Genomic DNA, 21,728 nt, shown 5'->3' with positions numbered 1-21,728 from the left:
GGAGTCCTGGCAGAGTCATCAAGCTTGACGAGAGCGACCATATGAGAACAATGGCCGGCATGAATATTACGGGGAAAGGCTGGTACTCTGCACCGCTAAATTCAGCTTTACCGAGCCGGTTGCGGCATTTTTTTCATCGATTTTGCCAATGCCGTTCATACTGCGGAATCAATGACAGGCATGTCGACTATTAATAGCCACTGATAGTCTTGGGTCAAAAGCCCAGATAGAGTTCAGGGCATTAGAGGTTACTTTGACGAGGTTTGCGATGTCCCGCACGATCCGTTTTCACAAGTTTGGTCCGGCCGAGGTGCTCAAATGCGAAGAGCATGCGGCCGCTCAGCCAGGTCCTGGCGAAGTGCAGGTGCGTGTCGAAGCGATCGGCATCAGCTGGTATGACATTCTCTGGCGTCAGAACCTGGCCTCGTCCCAGGCACGCTTGCCGTCCGGTCTCGGCCATGAAATGGCCGGCGTGGTCACGGCGGTCGGTGACGGTGTCGACGACCTGTCGGTTGGCGACAAGGTGGCCAGTTTTCCCGCCGAAAGCCCGAACGACTACCCGGTCTACGGCGAGCAGATCGTATTGCCACGAACCGCGCTGACTCGCTATCCGGACGTGCTCAGCCCGATCGAAGCCAGCGTGCATTACACGCCGCTGTTGATCGCCTATTTCGCCTATGCCGATCTGGCGCGGGTCAAACCCGGGCAGTTTGCCCTGGTCACTGACGCCAGCCATTGCGCCGGTCCGTCCTTTGTCCAGTTGGGCAAAGCCATGGGGGTGCGGGTGATTGCCGCGACGAAAACCGCAGATGAGCGTGAATACCTGTTGTCGCTGGGTGCCGAGAAAGTCATCGTCACCGAGGAAGAAGATCTGTTGATGCGAATCAACAAGATCACCGACAACCGTGGTGTCGATGTGGTCTTTGACGGTCTTGGCGGCCCGCAGATGTCGTTGCTCGGTGATGTGCTTGCGCCGCGTGGCAGCCTGGTCCTGTATGGCCTGCAAGGCGGTAATCAGACACCATTCCCGGCCTGTGCGGCCTTTCAGAAGAACATCCAGTTCTTTGTGCACTGCATTGGCAATTTCACCGGCAAACCCGAGCTCGGTATCACTCAGGATCACGTCGCCTTGCAGCGGGCCCTGCGTGACATCAACCAGCTCACCGCCGACCGCGTATTGCTGCCGCTCAAGACTCGGGTCTTCCCGTTCAACGAGTTCGTTGAAGCGCATCGTTACATGGACGAATGCCCATGCCGCGAGCGGGTCGCCCTGCAGGTCGAACCCGCGTAACCCCCCCTCCGATCAGAGTCCGTGGCCCCACGGACTCCAGCGTGTTGCGCCCTTGCCATCACAACAGTTGCCGGATTCAGTGCCTGGCTGTCTGTGCATCTGAACCGGTTTTTGCTCGCGACCTGTATCTTTTAATCGCCCTCCAAGCCCTGATAATTGAATGATTACTTTCATCTCAAGGAATGAGCCATGTCTGTGCGTTCTGTTATTTATCCCGTGTTTAATTTTATCTCGCGAACGATGCGTCGGTTTCTGTTTAATCGGTGTAGGGTCTTTCCTATCGTCGTTCTGCTTTTCTTGTACTCAAAGTTCGTGGGACGTTGTAAGAAGTTTCCTCAGATATTTTTCTATCAGATAAAACCCAATGTAAACAATGGCTTGCGTCACTTTTGATGGTGTCTCTGCCAGCATCTTGGGTACATGTGTTTCAAATAACTTCAAAATCATAAGTGTTAGTATTTGATCGTCTATTACTTATTGATGAATTTATCGCGCCAGTGTCTTCATTGATGCGCGATATGAATTTTTTACGCCGGGTAAAGTACTGATGAGCACGATCCATGATCAGGCAATGAACTATGTCTACCAGCAAGTACTGCAACGTTTGCTGAGTTTCTTTTCCAGAGCCGAACGGACTGCACTGCAGCTCCTGATCCAGCGGCTGATGGTCGCCGCCGGCGGAGCGGAACGCATGGGTGACTACAAGGTTCTGGTGACCCCCTCCGGTACTCGCGACAGCTGCTATACCCTGGCGTTGCTGCGTGCCGCTCAACTGAGTATCGCCGGCCGCGCCCCGGCCACTTTCAAGTTGCGTGTCGCCATCCTGCGCAGCGGCGGCATGGGCGGTGCCCCACTCGACAATCTGCATCGCAGCTTTGCTGCACTGTTTCTTTACGATGACCCGCGGGTCGAATTGCTGATGGTGGATCACCGTCAAGTACTGCCGTTCAATCACCTGAAATCACCTGACAAGGAGAGTGCGGACGCCAATCGCATCAATCTATTGATGATGGGGCACCGCCGGGCGAGGGACGAGCAGCTTGAATTGTGGGACGACGTTTGCCTGGCGCGGGCCGAGTTTTGCGGCCAGATTGCCCGCTGGAACAATGGAGTTGACGCCTGGGTTGCCAGTGAGTCGCCGCGGCGCCAGAAGCAATTCATCAATGATCTCGCGCGAGCGGTGCAGAAAGCCGGCCTGGAGGCTCCGCCATCCAATGCCGTCTCATTCGATGATTTGTTCGCGATTCTCGACGGCCTGGGGGGGGATCTGTATCGCGGTCTTTACGCCGAATCCGAACTATTGCGCTGGCGTCCCGAAGACGGATTCGAGTCGTGCCGTCGCACTACATTCCTCGATATTCACGACATGGCAGTGGGCAAGCTGGAGGAGCGCTGGCCGTTGCTTAGCGAGTTTCTCGGGTTTCAGGCGGAGGAATGGGTGTTTCATCAGGGCGAAGGTGAATACGCCGATCCTTTGATTGAGGCTCATCTTCGCGGTCTTGAGGCCGAGTATATTGACGGAAGCGGTTATGAATGCGGTTTTGCGGAACATGTTCAGCGCATGCTGGTAAGAATGCAGCAAATGCAGGTGCCGGATCCGGTTTGTGAACAGATGATCGCGAGGCTAGGGTTACAGCAGACTGAGAAGTTGCGTGAAGAGGCGGCAACAGCTCTGCACCAGACCTACGGTCTTAACGAAGCGCAATGGGTGTGTTTGCTGTTCACGCCGTTCATCGAACGGGGGGCCGGGCTTGAGCGGTTTCTGCGCAGTTGTCATCCCGGCATGTTGGTGGCATTGCCCGATTTGCACCGGGCAATGCAAGGGCTGCACGGCCCCGAGCAAGTGTTGCAATGGATGACGGATGTCAGTGGGCTGCCAGTCAGTCTGATCGGTCATCTCTATGCCATGGAGCCGTTGCCGATCCGTGGTGCTGGCCGGTCGGCAGGAGAGGCGGCGGATGCTGGTAATGCCGACACCGGTGTGAGTAGCCGGTCAGCGGAGCGCTGAGGTGAGCGATGCATCTTTCAGGACCCCCGTCGTCCCGGCATCGGGATCATGAGGGTTGTACGAGAGCCTGGTTTCGCTTATCAGGCCGTCTATCGTTACCTGATGCGATTGATGGCGGAGACGGCTGGTGATGACAACACCAAGCTACCTTCGCTGCGTCAGCTGGCAGAGCGTCTGAACGTGTCGATTTCGACCATTCAATACGCTTATTCGTTGCTGGAGAAGGAAGGGCGGGTCTATTCAGTTGCCAAGTCCGGGTATTACGCACGGGCATCAGCAGGGCTGTCGTCTCCAGTTATTGGCAATGACCTGCTTGAAACGCTCTACATCAATACGCGGCGCCCGGGAATGCGGCTGTTGAGCGCCGAAGACCCGGTCTCCGTGCAATCGCTGGACAGCCCGTTGCTCTTACTCGAACGCGAACTGCTGCGGCAATATCCCCGGCAATCAACGCTGGTTGACCAGCCTTGCGGCGAGCTTGAATTACGCGGAGTCGTGGCAGCCCGCTATACCACTTCACCGCAGCAGTGCTGGCACGCCGAAGATGTCTACATCGGTGCGGATCTGCGCGGGGTGCTGGAAATTCTGGTTGCCGTTCTGAAGCTGAAACATGCAACGGTCCTGGTCGAGTCGCCCTGCGACTGGGTCATACTGCGGCTGCTTCAGGCTGCAGAGGTACGCGTAATCGAATTGCCGCTGCAGGCCTGCGGCGGGCTGGAACCGCAGCGCCTGGAAGCGCTGCTCAATACTGAAGATGTCAGGTTGATTGTGCTTTCTTCGGGGTTGTGCATGCCGCGTGGCACACAGGTTCCTGCAGATAATCGCAGCCGCATCGCCGGGTTGCTTGTCAAGCACGGCACCTGGGTGCTGGAAAACGATTGTTATGGTGAACTCAGCGAAGCAATGGACGGCGGGTGCCTGCGTGACTTGCTGGATCCCGAACGGCTGATGGTTTTCTCCACGTTCGAGAAATTCATGGGGATCGAAGCACCTTACGGGGTTGTGTTGTCGCGCCAATGGAAGAGCGAACTACTGCGGCATTTCCTGATGCGTTCGTTCCGACTGTCACCCATCCGCCAGAAAGCGATCGCTCGACTGTATGGAAACGGTCGGATCGATCAGCATCTGCATGTCCTTCGTCGGCTGCTCAGGGAGCGTCGGGCGCCCATGATCCACTTGCTGCGCGAGCGCTTGAGCGATGCACTGCAGGTCGTTGAGCCGCAGGGCGGTGCAACCGTCTGGGTGCGAGCAAAGCGTCCGGTGGACATGCGCGATGTATTTCAGCGCCTGCTCAGACAGCAGGTTCTGATCGCGCCGGGAGAGCTGTTCAGTTTGCAGGGTTTGCACCGTCGGCATCTGCGTCTGAATCTACTGGATCAGGGGGAAACCGGCTTGAGCGGGGCGATTGCAATGCTCGGGGATGCATTGCGCCTGGCTGCTGTGGAATGAACGTTGGAAAGCGTCGGATAGATCCCGTCGCGCTGCGGTCAAACTGCCAGTAAACTGCGCTGTATTTCCTGAACCACTCTATTTCAGAGGTTTTGCATGACTATCAGTCCTTTTGCGGGCAAACCGGCACCGGCAGAATTGTTGGTCGACATCCCGCGACTGGTAACGGCTTATTACACCGGCCAACCGGACGCTTCGATTTCCACCCAGCGTGTGGCGTTTGGTACTTCCGGGCATCGGGGCAGCTCCTTTGACCTGAGCTTCAATGAGTGGCACGTTCTGGCGATCAGCCAGGCGATCTGCCTGTACCGCGAAGCACAGGGCATTGATGGCCCGTTGTTTGTCGGTATCGACACTCACGCACTGTCGACCCCCGCCGGAGCCAGTGCGCTGGAGGTGCTGGCAGCCAACGGCGTGACCGTGATGATCGCCGAAGGTGACGAATACACGCCGACGCCGGCGGTTTCGCATGCAATTCTCTGCTACAACCGTGGCCGTACTTCTGGCCTGGCCGATGGCATCGTCATCACGCCGTCGCACAACCCGCCACAAAGTGGTGGCTACAAATACAACCCTACCAATGGCGGCCCGGCCGACACCCATATCACCAAGTGGATCGAAGCCAAAGCCAATGAACTGCTGGCCAACAAGCTGGCGGGTGTCAAACGCATCAGCTACGAGCAGGCGCTCAAGGCGAGCACCACGCACCGCCATGACTACCTCAACACCTACGTCGCCGACCTGATCAACGTGATCGACTTCGATGCCATTCGTGGCGCCAAATTGCGCCTGGGTGTCGATCCGCTGGGTGGAGCAGGGGTGCGTTACTGGTCGGCAATTGCCGAGCATTATCGTCTTGATCTGGACGTTGTTAACAAACAGGTCGATTCGACGTTCCGTTTCATGACGGTCGATTGGGACGGTCAGATTCGCATGGACCCATCGTCCAGCCATGCGATGCAAGGTTTGATCGGTCTCAAGGAACGTTACGACGTGGCGTTCGCCTGCGACCCGGATCACGACCGTCATGGCATTGTTACGCCTTCAGGCGGTCTGCTGGCACCGAACAACTATCTGGCGGTATCCATCGATTATCTGTTCCAGAACCGCCCGCAATGGCGCGCCGACGCTGCCGTGGGTAAAACCGTGGTCAGCAGTGGCCTGATTGATCGTGTGGCCAAGCGCCTGGGTCGGCGCTTGTATGAAGTCCCGGTCGGCTTCAAATGGTTTGCCGATGGACTGTTCGACGGCTCATTGGGTTTTGGTGGCGAGGAGAGTGCCGGCGCTTCGTTCCTGCGCAAGGATGGCGGCGTCTGGAGCACCGACAAGGACGGCCTGATTCCAGCTCTGCTGGCGGCTGAAATGACTGCGCGTACCGGTCGTGACCCAAGCCAGGTCTATCACGCTCTGACCGATGAGCTGGGCGAACCGTTCTCGGTGCGCGTCGATGCCAAGGCCAACCCTGAGCAGAAAGCCCTGCTGAGCAAACTGTCGCCGGAGCAAGTGACGTCGACCGAACTGGCGGGCGAGAAGATTCAGAGCATTCTCAGCCATGCGCCGGGCAACGATCAGGCCATCGGCGGTTTGAAGGTGATGACCGAAAACGGTTGGTTCGCTGCACGTCCTTCCGGCACCGAAGACATCTACAAGATCTACGCCGAAAGCTTCATTGGCGACGACCACCTGAAGCAACTGGTGGCTGAAGCGCAAACGCTGGTGGATGGCGCAATCAGCACCAAGTGATCTTCAGGGAGGTGAGTTCTTCCTGTGGTGAGGGGATTTATCCCCGATGGACTGCGTAGCAGTCCGCTCCATTGAAAAGACGGCCGCTTTGCGGCCTATCGGGGATGAATCCCCTCGCTACAAAAAAAGGGCGACTGTAATGGTCGCCCTTTTTTTGCCCGCAAATCAGCCGATCAAGCCAGATCCACCAAAACGACTTCGCTGTCTTCGAGCGCTGTCACCCTCAGTACTGATTCATGCTCGACGGCAACGCCATCTCGAGCTTGTGCACGCAAGCCATTGACTTCAATCAGGCCGGTGGCGGGCACCAGATACGCACGGCGTCCTGCATCCAGTTGATATTCAGCTGTTTCGCCCGCCTTGAGGTTGGCTGCGACCAGTCGCGCATCGGCGCGAATGCGCAAGCTCTGATCATCGCCTTCTTTGCCGCTGGCCAGGGTGACAAAGCCTTCGCGCTGACCTTTGGGGAACGGTTTGGCACCCCACGATGGCGGCGCCCCGGTTTCCGTCGGCAGAATCCAGATCTGAAAGATTCGGGTCTCTTTGTCTTCCAGGTTGTACTCACTGTGCGCAATGCCGGTACCGGCGCTCATGACCTGTACGTCGCCGGCTTCGGTCCGGCCCTTGTTGCCAAGGTTGTCCTGATGGGTAATCGCACCTTCACGCACGTAGGTGATGATTTCCATGTCGCGGTGCGGATGTAACGGGAACCCGGTGCCGGCGGCGATGACGTCGTCATTCCACACCCGCAGATTGCCCCAGTTCATGCGTTGCGGGTCGTAGTATTCGGCGAACGAAAAGTGGTGATGGGCATCCAGCCAGCCGTGATGAGCGCCGCCCAGCGTGTTGAAAGGTCTGAGTTCAAGCATGATCGTCTCCTCAAAAGGTCCGTCATGGGGCGTAACGCCAGAGCCACGAAGCGAGACCGTCGGTTAATGACGAGCATCATCCATCAGTCAATCATCGATAAAAAGCGTAAAAAGTGCGGCATTCTCATCGAATTCGTTGATGGGAAGCGGGTTCGAAACGGTCTCACCCCACTTTCATTTCATCGCCTAAACCTATGAGCTGTAAGCATTTCGCTAGAACTCAGGGGCAAATAAAGACACCATAGCCCCCAACAGCCTCACACACTGGAGCCCCTCAGCGTGGCGCAACACACTCCCGATCTGCCTCCCGAACTCCGTCCACTGGCCGAGATGCCATGGTTCAAGCGTCTGGCCGCGCGTTTCTTCGGCCACGGCCTGACGCGCTTGCGCGCTCAACACCGCGCGTCATGGTTGCATGGTCAGGCTGACGGCTTTCGCAGTGGCCACACCGCTGGTGTGGAGTACGGCTTCAAGGAGGGCAAACTCGAAGGCCTGGAGGAGGGTCGGCAAGTGCTGTTGATTCGTGACAGTCGCAGCACCGAACATCGTCCGCCGAACGTGGACAATCATTTGTTCGACGACTGGCGCCTGCCCCTCAGTGCCGAGCTGAAGAAGCGTATGAAGGCCGATGTGGCGCGCTTGCTGCCCGAACATGCTCAGCCAAGCGCCGCGCAATGGAAAATGATTTTCAGTGATACGCCTTCGACCTCGGTGATTGCCGGTGCCGGAGCGGGCAAATCGACGACGCTGGTGCTAAGGCTTGTGTTGCTCACTCACTACCTGGGCTTTGAACTTGATTCGATGACCGTGGTGACCTTCACCCGCGAGTCGCGCAAGGACTTCATCAACAAACTGATCGAATTGTTTGCGCTCTGGGGCTTGGCCCTGAGCCTGAAACAGGCGCGGGAACTGGTGCGCACCTTTCACTCGCGGATTCTGCCGATGGTGCGCAGTCTGCCGGGATTTGAGCGCTTGCAGGCGTTCGAGAACCTCAGCGACCGAATTCAGGGTGCTGACGAAGAGGTCGACAGCAATCCGTTCGATTTGCGGATCAACGACGCTCAGCGCCGCCAGCTCAATGCCTGTTACCACCGGTTGTTCACGGAAGACGAGCGTTTCCGTCAGCTCATTCAGCCGTTGGCCAAGGCGGGTTTGCAGCTCAAGGAGCTGGAACGCGATCACCCGGACGTGCAAAAGCGCATGGCGGTGACAGAGTTGGCGGCCAAGCGCGATGAAGAGCTGTGCGATGCCATCGAAGACTTGTGGTTTCGCGCAGGCGCCTGGCCGATCAAAGGCATTGAGCCCGGCCGGCAGACGTTCGAGATCAACGGTTCGACCTTTCACTGCCATGGCTACATTCCCAGCCTCGATGCCTGGGTGATGCTCGGGTTCGATCCTCGGGAAAACCCGCAGATCTGCCGACCCAACGCCAGGCTCGGAGTGCGCGCCGAGTGGGCAGTCAAGCGCACCCTGTTTCAAGCTTTCTGTCGTAAGCCATTGATTTGGTTGGATAGTTACGAAGCTTCGAAGCGGGTCTTGTCGACGTTGGCAGGCGACGCGAGCGCCGGTCCAGGCTTCGATTACAAGGTCAAAGGTGAGCTGGTTTCGGCGCCGCTGCTGGACTGCTTTGTCGCGGCGGCCGGCTTCATCGAAAACCTCGGGCTGGACGTGCCGGACGCTGTCGGCCGGATGAGTTTTGCCAAGGACGATCCGGACCGGTTCTTCTTCGAGGCGCTGAGCCTGTTCTGGCGTGCCCTGGAAGATCATTTGCTCGATCAGAAGCCGCCGGTGATGACCTATAACCGGATGTTTGCGCTGTTCAGCGAACATTCGCCAGAGAACCTCAAACTGCTCAGTGACGAGCTGCTGCGCCCCATGTCGCACTTGATGATCGACGAGTTTCAGGACGTTTCGCCGCAAATCGTCTCCTGGATCCGTGCCAGTCTGGCGGAAATCCGCAGTCGTGGCCCGGCGATGCATGTTGGGCGGGGCGCACAGCGTTCGTCGTTGCTGTGTGTGGGCGATGACTGGCAGTCGATCTACGGCTGGCGTGGCAGTTCGCCGAGCTATTTCATGGAATTCAACAAGGAATTCCCTTCACCGGGCACTACACGGGTGATGCTCAGCGACAATTACCGCAGTCATCAACACATCATCGATGCCGCTGAACACATCGTCCGTGCGGCGCCGGCAATCCCGGGCAAAAAAGCCAAAGCCAGCGGCGCCCCCAAGGCCTTGTGGCCGGTGAGCGTGCTGGAGCGCGATGATCAGGCTTTGGGGCAGCGCTTGGCCGAACACTATAATCGCGGCGATTCAATCTTGATGCTGTATCGAAAAGGTAGCGATAAGTCGTTGATTGAACAGCATATTCAGTCTGTAGTTAATGTTGATTCGAGCTTGCCGTACGAAGCGCGACGCCTGAAACAGCTGACTTACCACAGTGCCAAGGGACTGCAAGCCGATGCGGTGTTTCTGCTGGGTGACTGCCAGCACCTGACCAGTTCTCCGTACAAGAACCAGGTGTATCGCATGGCCGGCCTGGGCAAGGCTGGCGACAGTGAGCCCTATGACACGGCGCAGAAGGACGAAATATTGCGGCTGGCCTACGTCGGAATCACCCGGGCGGTCAGCCATTGCTATTGGTACGTCGAGCCGCAGGACACTCAGTCAGTCAATATGCCGAGAGCGTCTGACCGGGTGGCCCAAGACAAGGCATTCTTCGTCGATCATCGTAAGCAGCCGCAAACCGCGTGATGCACGCCCACACGCTCACGCACAAAAAAGCCCGCCGGAATTGGCGGGCTTTTTCAATAAAAACAAAAGGTTAAGCGTAACTCTTGAGAGACTCTGGAGGAATGAAAGTCTCCAGTTCGTCTTCCACGGCTTCAATGATTCGTTCGACATCGGCCGCGTTCATCACCGTGGCGCAGGGAATGCCGGCGATGGCGATCATGGTTTCACCGCTGGCACGATCGAACAGTCGGGCAATCATGCTGCCCGGCGCATCCATCGTCGCTTCAAAACCCATTGGATGAAAATGCCAGCGCATCAACTGGCACGCGTTTGGGAAGGTGACTTTACTGGAACCTTTATTCATGTGTTGCCCGCCTTCTTCATCGAGCGATTCCTTTTGCTCATGCTAGGTGGGAAGAGCCTTCATTGGCTCAACCGGTCAGTGACATTAAAAGTAGCATCCGCATTGTGAATTTTCCGTGAGCTTTTTCAGTTCATTTTGCGATTGCTGCGCATTTTTTGATGTAAGTCACGCCTCATTCACTCTTCGCCAAAAGGCCACTACGGTTTACTGATTGATCGTCTGGATGAAGTTGGGCAAGCTCGGTGCTTTTGCGCAGAGCCCTTTATGCATGTCGACGACGACGGCCCAGAACAGACCCCGGCCACGGCCGCTACGGTCATGCGCTATCACTTGAGCTGGAAACATCGCGACCTGGACAGCGTCATGGCGCTGTACCACCCGGACGTCCAATACAACGATTTCTTTCAGAACCGGGTGCTCGGCTTTGATGAGTTGCGTGAGTACGTGCGTGTCAGCATGCCGCGAGAATCCGACGAAGCGCTGGAGCATTGCGACCGGATCCGCGTGGATGGCAACACTGCCTACATTCAGTACGAAGTGACCTTGCGCGGTGGCGACGGACTGGTGTCGTTCCGTTCCAGTGAAGCGATCACAGTGAAGGACGGCCTGATCTGGCGGGTCAACGAATACGCCTCGCTGGTTCGCACGCCAAACAGTGGCACCGTCGCCCCCAGCCAGCGTCCGGCGGTGAGTCGACTGGGCCTGTCACCGCGCCAGATCAGTTTCATGGCCGAAGACCTGCAGCAATATTTCGAACGGCAACAGCCTTACCTCGATCCCGAGCTGGATCTGCAACGGGTGGCGAAGGAGTGCGGGTACAGCCGCAATCAGATTTCCTACCTGCTCAATCAGGTGCTGGGGCAGAGCTTCTATCGATACGTCAACCACGCGCGCCTGCAGCATTTGCTCAAGTCACTGGATCACGCCACGCCACCGCTGCGTATCGATGAACTGGCGTTTGCTGCCGGTTTCAACTCGCTGTCGGCGTTTCTACAGTTGCTTTCGCCAGCACACCGGCCAGTCGCCGAAGGCCTACGCCAAACAAATTTCTTTGCGGGCACGCGCGCAAGACAGCCGTTGAAGACTCGCACTAGGATCGACGCCATCGAAGGTTTTCAGTGGCGGAGTCTTGCATGCCGGCGTGGCGCACTATCAGTTTGTGGATGGATCAACTCGACGAGCCGCTGATCGCGCGGCCGGCGCTGGAACAGGATCTGGATGTCGACGTGGCCATCATCGGCGCCGGTTATACCGGGCTGTGGACCGCGTACTACCTGAAGAAACTCGCGCCGGGTCTGGATATCGCCATCATCGAGGCGCAAACCGCCGGTTTCGGTGCGTCCGGGCGCAATGGTGGCTGGCTGATGGGCAATCTGCTGGGCGAGGATCGACTGCTCGCCGGCCTCTCGCCACAACAACGCCGCGCCTCTTTTGATCTGCTGCACAGCATCCCCGATGAAGTGGAAGTTGTCCTCGAACGTGAGGGCATCGACTGCGATTACCGCAAGGGCGGGGTGCTGTACTGCGCCGCTCGCTACCCGGAACAGGAAGCCAGCCTGCGCGAATACCTCGACAAGCTGCACGCCCAAGGCCTGACCGACAACGATTACCGCTGGCTGAGCCCCGAACAACTGGCGCAACAGATTCGCGTGGCGAAACCCTACGGCGGCATCTATGCGCCGCACGTGGCGACGATTCACCCGGCGAAACTGGTGCGCGGTCTGGCGCGTACCGTGCAGAACATGGGCGTGAAGATCTACGAAAACAGCCCGGTCACGCACTGGCAGTCCGGTAGTTTGCGCACGGCCAGGGCCAGTGTGCGCAGCCGCTGGATCGTGCCGGCCGTTGAAGGCTATTCGGTGACGCTGCCGCCGCTGGGTCGCTATCAGTTGCCGGTGCAAAGTCTGATTGTCGCCACCGAACCACTGTCGGCTGCGACCTGGGATGAAATCGGCCTCAACCGTGGCCAGGCCTTCAGCGAGTTCAGCCGTCAGGTCACTTATGGTCAGCGCAGTGCCGATAACCGCCTGATCTTCGGCGCTCGCGGCGGCTACCAGTTCGCCGGCAAGTTGCGCCACAACTTCGATCTGACCCGCGATGAAGTCGAACTGCGGCGTTATCTGTTCGGTGAGCTGTTCCCGCAACTGAAACACGTGCAAATCACCCACGCCTGGGGCGGCAACCTCGGCATGTCGCGGCATTTCAAGCCGCACATGCTTTGCGATCGGGCCAATGGCATCGCGCTGTCCGGCGGTTATGGCGGGGAGGGCGTGGGTGCCAGCAACCTTGGCGGCCGCACCCTGGCCGATCTGATTCTGGAGCGCGACACCGAACTTGCGCAGCAGCCGTGGGTGCTGCCAGACGGCGGGATTCATGCGTTGCGCGCCTGGGAGCCGGAACCGTGCCGCTGGCTCGGTTACAACGCGATCATCAAAAGTTTTGTCCACGAAGACCAGACCCTGGCCAATCCGGCCACCGCACCGTGGCGGCGCAAGCTCGCCAGTCAGGTCGCGGGCTTCATGGAAGGTTTCATGCACTAACCGCCGTTTTCTTCACAAGACAGGTCTCACCATGAGCATTACGCAGTTCAAGAACACCGCCAGCCTGCAACTGGACCAATCCAACCCGGTCGCCGTGCCGATCGGCGAGCCGGTCGCGATGGCCTCGACCACCAGCGTCGAGCGCGACGACGGCGTTGAAACCGGCGTCTGGGAATGCACCCCGGGGCGCTGGCGCCGGCAGATCACCGCGCAAGAGTTCTGCCATTTCATCTCCGGGCGTTGCACGTTCACCCCGGACAACGGCGGTGAAACCCTGCACATACAAGGTGGCGACGCACTGATGTTGCCGGGCAACACGCTCGGCATCTGGGATATCCAGGAGACCGTGCGCAAGACCTACGTCCTTATTTTCTGATTGTTTGATCCTTTGATTGCCTGCCAACAAAAATAGCCACTACAGGAATCGACCCCCATGATCCAGAAAACCCTCGCTCTGGCGCCGCTGCTGCTGGCTGCCTCCATTAGCCATGCCGCTGAAACGGTGAAGATTTACAACTGGTCCGATTACATCGCGCCGGATACCACGAAAAACTTTCAGAAAGACACCGGCATTGGAGTCACCTACGACGTCTACGACAGCAACGAAACCCTCGACGGCAAGTTGATGACCGGCAAATCCGGGTATGACGTGGTGTTCCCGTCCAACCACTTCATGGCGCGGCAGATCCAGGGCGGGGCGCTGAAGAAGCTCGACAAGAGCCAGTTGCCGAACTGGAAGAACCTCAATCCGGTATTGCTCAAGGCCTTGCAGGTCAATGACCCGAACAACGAGCACGGCTTTCCGTACCTGTGGGGCAGCACCGGCATCGGCTACAACGTCGCCAAGGTCAAAGCGGTACTGGGCGACAACGCGCCGGTGGATTCCTGGGACCTGATCTTCAAACCCGAGTACATGGAAAAACTGCAGAAGTGCGGCGTGGCGATCCTTGATAACGGCCCGGAACTGCTGCCGGCGGCACTCAACTACCTGGGTTTGCCACCGCATAGCAAGAACCCCGAGGACTACAAGAAAGCCGAAGCACTGCTGATGAAAGTGCGGCCGTATGTCAGCTACTTCCATTCCTCGAAATACACCAGTGACCTGGCCAATGGCGATATCTGCGTGGCGGTCGGTTTTTCCGGCGACATCCTGCAAGCGGAAAACCGCGCCAAGGAAGCGAAGAACGGCATCGACATTGGATACGCGATTCCCAAGGAGGGCGCGGCAATCTGGTTCGACATGGTCGCCATGCCCGCCGATGCGCCGGACGAGAAGGCCGGGTACGCGTTCATGAACTACCTGCTGCGCCCGGACGTGATGGCCAGCATCAGCAATTACGTGCACTACGCCAATGGCAACCAGCAGGCCGACGGCCTGATCGACCCGGCCATCAAAAGTGACACCAAGGTTTATCCGAGCCCGGAGATGATGGGCAAGCTGTTTGCGCTGGAAGCCATGCCGCTGAACATCGACCGGATCCGCACCCGTGTCTGGAACAAGATTCGTACTGGTAGCTAACCCACCCCAAACCCTGTAGGAGCTGCCGAAGGCTGCGATCTTTAGATCTTCAAATGCAAAGATCGCAGCCTCGTTCCACTCGACAGCTCCTACAGGGACAGGGGTATCAGGCGTTATTAAATAGTTGATATCAATACACTGGCATCGCACTAATAGAGTGCAGGAAAGTGAGACGCGTCTAACAAAAAACAACTTACCAATATTTAATATTTAAATAGAAAATCGTCAGACAATTGGAGGCGGTGAAACCGGGTAAAACAATCTTTCGACCCCGCAGGCTTTGTTTACGGTAGTTTTGCGCAACAGTGCAATTTGATCTCAAAAAAAGGCTAGACGTATGATTTCAAATTGTGTCAGGTTCGTTACGCCTTCATTGGGCGAGTGATAGGACGATCTCGCCAGGGATCGTCGCTATCTGACAAAAACTGTTCCATTGCTAAACAAGGAAGTGTGTTTATGTCGAAAGTAAAAGCTAACGCTATTGATATCACTGCAGACACATTCGTGCCGGTAGGCGCAGTGCAGGCTCTGGCGGCAACCAGCTCCGCCTGGAACCAGATCAATAGCTTCAGCCATCAATATGATCGTGGCGGCAACCTCACGGTCAATGGCAAACCCTCCTTCTCGGTGGATCAAGCCGCCACCCAACTGCTGCGAGACGGAGCCTCCTGGCACGACCTCGACAACAGCGGCAAGATCGAACTGACCTACACCTTTCTGACCGCCAAAACCGCTAACTTCAGCGGCCTGGGCGTCACCGGTTTCAGTCAGTTCAGTGCCCTGCAAAAAGCCCAGGCGGTGCTCGCCATGCAATCCTGGGCGGATGTCGCCAACGTGACGTTCACCGAAGCTTCCCGTGGTGGCGACGGTCACATGACCTTCGGCAACTACAGCGGCGGCCAGGAAGGCGCGGCGGCGTTTGCGTTCCTGCCAGGCACCGAGCCAGGTTATGACGGTCAGTCCTGGTATCTGACCGGCAGTGGCTACGACGTCAACAAAACCCCGGGTCTGAACAACTACGGGCGTCAGACCCTGACGCACGAAATCGGCCACACCCTGGGCCTGTCTCACCCTGGCGACTACAACGCCGGCGAAGGCAACCCGACTTACAAGGATGCTTCCTACGGGCAAGACACCCGCGGTTACAGCCTCATGAGTTACTGGAGTGAAAGCAACACCGCCCAGAACTTCAGCAAGGGCGGTGTGGAAGCCTATGCCTCCGGCCCGCTGATGGACGACATTGCCGCGATCCAGAAGCTGTACGGCGCCAACCTGACCACCCGTACCGGTGATACGACCTACGGCTTCAACTCCAACGCCGGTCGCGATTTCCTCAGCGCCTCGTCGTCGAGCGACAAGCTGGTGTTCTCGGTGTGGGATGCGGGCGGCAAGGACACCTTCGACTTCTCGGGTTTCACCCAGAACCAGAAGATCAACCTCAATGAAGCCTCGTTCTCCGACGTGGGCGGCATGATCGGTAACGTATCCATCGCCAAGGGCGTGACCATCGAGAACGCCATCGGCGGTTCGGGCAACGACCTGCTGATCGGTAACAGTGCGTCCAACGAGCTCAAGGGCGGTGCCGGCAACGACATCATCTACGGCGCCGGTGGTGCGGACAAACTGTGGGGCGGTTCGGGTTCGGACACTTTCGTGTTCGCCTCCAGCTCCGACTCCAAGCCGGGTGCAATCGACCAGATCCTCGATTTCGTCAGCGGTCTGGACAAAATCGACCTGAGCGCCATCACCAACGGGTCCGGCCTGCACTTTGTCAGCAGCTTCACCGGTTCGGCCGGCGACGCGATCCTGACCTCGTCGGGCGGCAACAGCCTGTTGTCGGTGGACTTCTCCGGGCACGGCGTGGCGGACTTCCAGGTCAGCACCGTTGGCCAGGCAGCGACCAGCGACATCGTGGCGTGATGTAAACGGGAAAGCGGCGCTTCATGCGTCGCTTTCTTTGCTTGCATCGTGTTGATGGCTGGGCAAGGCTAGGTGCCGGAGCGAATTTTCTGATGATCCGTAAAGTTTTTACCTACAAGGGAATGGCGTGGCTTTCGGCGGCGCTGATCATGATTTCTGGAGAAGCAACCATGGCAAGCAGCCTCAGACTGGAAGACCCCTCCGTGTTCGCCGGGCAGTGGCAGGCGATTCTGACTGCGCCCGATGACGCCCCAGAGGCGCAGGCATTGCAGGATAAACCCTCGAACACCTGTCTGATCGATCTGGAACCCAACCAGACACTGGGCAAGGGCGCCGAATGCCTGGGGGCATGGCTTGAGCAAGCGCCAGTCGGCTGGTTTCCTGATCCGGACGGCCTGTCGATTACCGGCAAGGAAGGTTCAAGAATCCAGTTCTTCAGCCGACAACGTGATGGGCTTTATCTGAGCACTTTGAAGTCGGGACTGGTGATTACGCTGACGCGCCATACACCGCAGCTGTGAACAACGGCACCGACTGAACCGTTGACTATAAGGTTTGATGTTGCAGTTATAAGCAACAGCTCAATGCAACGAGTGGCGTTGAACTGTTGAAAGTTGTTATTGAAGTGTAAGTGCAAGTTGCAAGAACCCGTCCGGTCTGTGCACGGATAATTAATAGAAGCGTCTCGCCAAAGAATGGCGGGGATTACATTCAGGAATAATCAATGAAGATGGCGAAGGCCCCAGCCACCGCTCCCTTATTCAAGGCTTTGGGTGACTATAAAAGCATTCTGATCAGCGTCGGGTGCTTTACCGCACTGATTAACGTGCTGATGCTGGTGCCCTCCATTTATATGCTGCAGGTCTACGACCGCGTGCTGTCTTCGCAGAACGAAACCACCCTGGCGATGTTGTCCTTGATGGTGGTCGGCTTTTTCGCCTTCATCGGCATGCTGGAAGTGGTGCGCAGCTTCATCGTAATCCGCATCGGCAGCCAACTGGAGCGCCGCTTCAACCTGCGGGTGTATCAGGCGGCGTTCGAACGCAACCTGTTCAAAGGCGAGGGTAACGCCGGGCAATCGCTGGGCGACCTGACCCACATTCGCCAATTTGTCACCGGGCCAGCCCTGTTCGCGTTTTTCGACGCGCCGTGGTTCCCGGTCTATCTGTTCGTGATTTACCTGTTCAACGTCTGGCTCGGGGTCCTCGCCACGGCGGGTGCGCTGCTGCTGATCGCGCTGGCGTGCCTCAACGAATACATGACCAAGAAGCCGCTGGGCGAAGCTGCCGGTTACTCGCAGAAGTCCAGCCAACTGGCGACCAGTCACCTGCACAACGCGGAAACCATTCAGGCCATGGGCATGCTTGGTGCGTTGCGCAAGCGCTGGTTCGGCGTGCATTCGCGCTTCCTCGGTCTGCAGAATCAGGCCAGCGATACCGGTGCGGTGATCAGCTCGATCAGCAAGACCCTGCGCCTGTGCCTGCAATCGCTGGTGCTGGGGCTCGGCGCGTTGCTGGTGATCAAGGGCGACATGACGGCCGGGATGATGATCGCCGGTTCGATCCTGATGGGCCGGGTGCTGAGCCCGATCGATCAGTTGATCGCCGTCTGGAAACAGTGGAGCGGGGCGAAGCTCGCCTACCGCCGTCTGGATGCCTTGCTGCAGGCGTTCCCGCCGAGCGACGAGGCCATGGCGTTGCCTGCGCCAAAGGGCCAGATTGCCTTTGAACAAGTCAGTGCCGGCCCACCGGGGCAACGCGCGGCGACCCTGCACATGGTCAACTTCGCGATTGGCGCGGGCGAAGTGCTGGGCGTGCTCGGTGCTTCCGGGTCCGGCAAGTCGACCCTGGCCCGAGTGCTGGTTGGCGTGTGGCCGACCCTGGGTGGCACGGTGCGCCTGGACGGTGCCGACATCCATCGCTGGAACCGCGATGAGCTCGGCCCCTATATCGGCTACCTGCCACAGGACATCGAACTGTTCAGCGGCAGCATCGCCGAAAACATTGCCCGGTTCAGTGAAGCCAACCCGGAAAAGGTCGTGGCTGCCGCGCAACAGGCTGGCGTGCACGAGATGATTCTGCGGATGCCGCAAGGTTATGACACACAGTTGGGCGAGGACGGCAGCGGTCTGTCCGGCGGCCAGAAACAACGTGTCGCATTGGCGCGCGCCCTGTATGGCGACCCGAGCCTGGTGGTGCTGGATGAGCCGAACTCCAATCTCGACACCGTCGGTGAGGCTGCGCTGGCCAGCGCCATCGCCCAGCTCAAGGCCAAGGGCACTACCGTGGTGCTGGTCACACACCGCTCTTCGGTATTGGCCCAGGCCGACAAGTTGCTGGTGCTCAACGACGGTCGTCTGCAGGCATTCGGCAACAGTCAGGACGTACTCAAGGCGCTGTCCGGCGCTCAGGAACAATCACGGGAAAAATCTGCGCAGGCACCGGGCGGGCTCAGCATGAGCCGGCAGTACCAGCCCACGACAAGGAATTCGGGTGTATGAGCAGCGCCAGCATGAACACTGAAAACGAAGCCTCCATGGAACACGCATACGTCACCGAGCGCCCGGAGCGCGATGCGAAATTCTTCGCGCGCATGGGCTGGATTCTGGCCATCGTCGGCGCCGGCAGTTTCTTCACCTGGGCCGCCCTGGCGCCGCTGGATCAAGGCATTCCGGTGCAGGGCACCGTGGTGGTGTCGGGCAAGCGCAAAGCCGTGCAGTCAATGAGTGCCGGCGTGGTCAGCCGGATTCTGGTGCGCGAAGGCGAGATCGTCAAACAGGGCCAGCCGCTGTTCCGCCTCGACCAGACCCAGGTCGCGGCCGACGTGCAGTCGCTGCAAGCCCAGTACCGCATGGCCTGGGCCAGCCTCGCACGCTGGCAGGCCGAGCGCGATAACCTCAAGCAGGTGACCTTTCCGGCAGAGTTGAGCAATGATCCGGATCCGCGTCTGGCGCTGGTTCTTGAAGGCCAGCGTCAACTGTTCAGCAGCCGCCGTGAAGCGTTTTACCGCGAGCAGGCCGGCCTGCGCGCCAGCATCGAAGGTGCCACCGCGCAACTGGCGGGCATGCGTCGCGCCCGCACCGACCTCAACGCCCAGGCCGATTCGCTGCAGCAGCAACTGAGCAACCTGCAGCCGCTAGCGGACAACGGCTACATCCCGCGCAACCGCTTGATGGAGTACCAGCGGCAGCTGTCGCAAGTGCAGCAGCAACTGGCGGAAAACACCGGTGAAAGCGGCCGGGTGGAGCAGGGCATCCTCGAATCGCGGCTGAAGCTGCAACAGCATGGCGAGGAATATCAGAAGGAAGTGCGCACGCAACTGGCCGACGCACAGCTCAAAAGCGTGACCCTGTCCGAGCAACTGACTTCCGCCGGTTTCGACCTGCAGCACAGCGAGATCCTCGCCACCGCCGATGGCGTGGCGGTCAACCTTGGCGTGCACACCGAAGGCGCCGTGGTGCGTCAAGGCGAAACCTTGCTGGAGATCGTCCCGCAAGGCACCACCCTGGAAGTCGAAGGGCACTTGCCGATCAATCTGATCGACAAGGTCGGCACGCATCTGCCGGTCGATATCCTGTTCACCGCGTTCAACCAGAGCAAGACCCCGCGCGTGCCGGGTGAGGTCAGCCTGATTTCCGCCGACCAGATGGTCGACGAGAAAACCGGCGTGCCGTACTACGTGTTGCGCAGCAGCGTCAGTGATCAGGCGATGGAAAAACTCCACGGTCTGGTGATCAAGCCCGGTATGCCGGCGGAAATGTTCGTGCGCACGGGCGAACGTTCACTGCTCAACTACCTGTTCAAACCGCTGCTCGATCGGGCCGGCTCCGCGTTGACCGAAGAATAAGGATGTTCGGCTGTATGAATAAGCTTTCGATGTTGGGGGCGGCGTTCGCGCTGCTCGCAGGAAACAGCGCACTGGCGGCCATGGGGCCATTCGAGGTCTACGAACAGGCATTGCGCAACGATCCGGTGTTCCTCGGCGCGATCAAGGAGCGCGACGCGGGCCTGGAAAACCGCATCATCGGCCGCGCCGGACTGTTACCAAGACTGGGTTACAACTACAACCGGGGTCACAACACCTCGAAGGCCACGCAACTGACCGCTCGCGGCAACCTGACCGAAGACCGCAACTACAACAGCTACGGCTCGACCCTGACCTTGCAGCAACCGTTGCTCGACTACGAAGCTTATGCGGCGTATCGCAAAGGCGTGGCGCAGGCGCTGTTCGCCGACGAGGCGTTTCGCGGCAAGAGTCAGGAGCTGCTGGTACGGGTGCTGGACAACTACACCAAGGCCTTGTTCGCCCAGGATCAGATCGACATCGCCCAGGCCAAGAAGAAGGCTTACGAGCAACAGTTCCAGCAGAACGAACACATGTTCAAGCAGGGCGAGGGCACGCGCACCGACATTCTGGAAGCCGAGTCGCGCTACGAACTGGCGACCGCCGAAGAGATCGAGGCGCGCAACGAGCAGGACGCCGCGCTGCGTGAACTGGGCGCGCTGGTTGGCGTGCAGACGGTGGATATCAGCGAGCTGGCACCACTGGATCAGAACTTCCAGACCTTCGCGTTGATGCCGGCCAACTACGACACCTGGCATGAGCTGGCGATCAGCAACAACCCCAATCTGGCGTCGCAACGGCAAGCGGTAGAAGTGGCCAAGTACGAAGTCGAGCGCAACCGCGCCGGGCACCTGCCGAAAGTCAGTGCCTATGCGTCGATCCGCAAGACTGAATCGGACAGCGGCAACACCTATAACCAGCGCTATGACACCAACACCATCGGCTTTGAAGTCAACGTTCCACTGTATGCCGGTGGCGGGGTGTCGGCCTCGACCCGCCAGGCCAGCCGCACCATGGAGCAGGCGGAATACGAACTCGACGGCAAGACCCGCGAAACCTTGATCGAACTGCGCCGCCAGTTCAGCGCCTGCCTGTCGGGCGTCAACAAATTGCGTGCCTATCAGAAGGCACTGGCGTCGGCTGAAGCGCTGGTGGTGTCAACCAAGCAAAGCATTCTTGGCGGTGAACGGACGAACCTCGATGCGCTGAACGCCGAACAGCAACTGTTTACCACCCGCCGCGATCTGGCTCAGGCGCGCTATGACTATCTGATGGCCTGGACCAAGCTGCATTACTACGCGGGGACCTTGAACGAACAGGATCTGGCGCGGGTGGATGAGGCGTTCGGACAAGGCCCGAAAACCCAGTAACACTGAAAATCCTGTAGGCGCTTTAAGCAGAGCAAAAGATCGCAGCCTGCGGCAGCTCCTACATTGAGCAAGGACTGGC

The 21,728-nt window shown here is 58.6% G+C and carries 15 protein-coding genes and 1 pseudogene; 14 read left to right on the top strand and 2 right to left on the bottom strand.

The window, feature by feature from the left end:
- The first annotated feature begins 268 nt into the window (after positions 1-268).
- From HT737_RS02305 to pgm, 4 genes are all read left to right on the top strand, one after another.
- A complete protein-coding gene (locus HT737_RS02305; RefSeq protein WP_047294577.1) occupies positions 269-1,291 on the top strand; it encodes a zinc-dependent alcohol dehydrogenase family protein in 1,023 nt (340 codons plus the stop codon).
- Positions 1,292-1,838: 547 nt separating this feature from the next.
- Entirely contained in the window at positions 1,839-3,299 is a 1,461-nt protein-coding gene (locus tag HT737_RS02300; RefSeq protein WP_239776708.1) for a hypothetical protein, read from the top strand.
- A gap of 48 nt (positions 3,300-3,347) precedes the next feature.
- Positions 3,348-4,748, top strand: coding sequence for a GntR family transcriptional regulator (locus tag HT737_RS02295; protein ID WP_182401282.1), 1,401 nt, complete (start codon positions 3,348-3,350; stop codon positions 4,746-4,748).
- Between the two features lie 96 nt (positions 4,749-4,844).
- Positions 4,845-6,491 (top strand): phosphoglucomutase (alpha-D-glucose-1,6-bisphosphate-dependent), encoded by a 1,647-nt coding sequence (gene pgm, locus HT737_RS02290; RefSeq protein ID WP_182401280.1) that lies wholly within the window; start codon positions 4,845-4,847, stop codon positions 6,489-6,491.
- A gap of 173 nt (positions 6,492-6,664) precedes the next feature.
- Here the strand turns inward: pgm and HT737_RS02285 are convergent, their stop codons facing one another.
- Entirely contained in the window at positions 6,665-7,360 is a 696-nt protein-coding gene (locus tag HT737_RS02285; RefSeq protein ID WP_182401278.1) for a pirin family protein, read from the bottom strand.
- 279 nt (positions 7,361-7,639) lie between these two features.
- Between HT737_RS02285 and HT737_RS02280 the strand changes: the two genes are divergently transcribed.
- Positions 7,640-10,114, top strand: coding sequence for a UvrD-helicase domain-containing protein (locus HT737_RS02280; RefSeq protein WP_182401276.1), 2,475 nt, complete (start codon positions 7,640-7,642; stop codon positions 10,112-10,114).
- A 70-nt stretch (positions 10,115-10,184) separates the two neighbouring features.
- On the opposite strand, the gene HT737_RS02275 is transcribed toward HT737_RS02280, so the two are convergent.
- On the bottom strand, positions 10,185-10,457 hold the full coding sequence (locus tag HT737_RS02275) for a DUF1652 domain-containing protein (protein WP_047294563.1): 273 nt from the start codon (positions 10,455-10,457) through the stop codon (positions 10,185-10,187).
- A 264-nt stretch (positions 10,458-10,721) separates the two neighbouring features.
- On the opposite strand from HT737_RS02275, the pseudogene HT737_RS02270 reads away from it, so the two are divergent.
- The 9 genes and pseudogenes from HT737_RS02270 (at position 10,722) to HT737_RS02230 (ending at position 21,649) form a co-directional block, all read left to right on the top strand.
- Positions 10,722-11,538: pseudogene (locus HT737_RS02270) on the top strand (helix-turn-helix domain-containing protein).
- 52 nt (positions 11,539-11,590) lie between these two features.
- The gene (locus HT737_RS02265; RefSeq protein WP_182401274.1) at positions 11,591-12,997 is read left to right on the top strand and encodes an FAD-binding oxidoreductase; all 1,407 of its coding nucleotides are present in this window, start codon (positions 11,591-11,593) and stop codon (positions 12,995-12,997) included.
- 31 nt (positions 12,998-13,028) lie between these two features.
- Complete coding sequence (locus HT737_RS02260; protein ID WP_182401272.1) at positions 13,029-13,373, top strand: cupin domain-containing protein; 345 nt, start codon at positions 13,029-13,031, stop codon at positions 13,371-13,373.
- A 57-nt stretch (positions 13,374-13,430) separates the two neighbouring features.
- Positions 13,431-14,516 (top strand): polyamine ABC transporter substrate-binding protein, encoded by a 1,086-nt coding sequence (locus HT737_RS02255; RefSeq protein ID WP_047294555.1) that lies wholly within the window; start codon positions 13,431-13,433, stop codon positions 14,514-14,516.
- 456 nt (positions 14,517-14,972) lie between these two features.
- Positions 14,973-16,436, top strand: a complete 1,464-nt coding sequence (locus HT737_RS02250; protein WP_182401270.1) for a serralysin family metalloprotease — start codon at positions 14,973-14,975, stop codon at positions 16,434-16,436.
- Between the two features lie 92 nt (positions 16,437-16,528).
- Positions 16,529-16,957, top strand: coding sequence for an AprI/Inh family metalloprotease inhibitor (locus HT737_RS02245; RefSeq protein ID WP_152620430.1), 429 nt, complete (start codon positions 16,529-16,531; stop codon positions 16,955-16,957).
- 203 nt (positions 16,958-17,160) lie between these two features.
- Positions 17,161-18,936 carry a type I secretion system permease/ATPase gene (locus tag HT737_RS02240; protein ID WP_047294551.1) on the top strand — a complete coding sequence of 592 codons (1,776 nt, stop codon included), beginning with the start codon at positions 17,161-17,163 and terminating at the stop codon, positions 18,934-18,936.
- The gene (locus HT737_RS02235; protein ID WP_007963525.1) at positions 18,933-20,282 is read left to right on the top strand and encodes an HlyD family type I secretion periplasmic adaptor subunit; all 1,350 of its coding nucleotides are present in this window, start codon (positions 18,933-18,935) and stop codon (positions 20,280-20,282) included. Before HT737_RS02240 ends, HT737_RS02235 begins: the two co-directional genes overlap by 4 nt.
- 2 nt (positions 20,283-20,284) lie before the next feature.
- Positions 20,285-21,649, top strand: a complete 1,365-nt coding sequence (locus tag HT737_RS02230; protein WP_121185564.1) for a TolC family outer membrane protein — start codon at positions 20,285-20,287, stop codon at positions 21,647-21,649.
- The last annotated feature ends 79 nt before the right edge of the window (positions 21,650-21,728 follow it).

The organism is Pseudomonas sp. MD195_PC81_125, from assembly GCF_014060985.1.
Taxonomy (GTDB): Bacteria; Pseudomonadota; Gammaproteobacteria; order Pseudomonadales; family Pseudomonadaceae; genus Aquipseudomonas; species Aquipseudomonas parakoreensis.
Note: the sequence above shows the minus strand (reverse complement) of the source record. Positions and strands in the feature narration are given on the sequence as shown.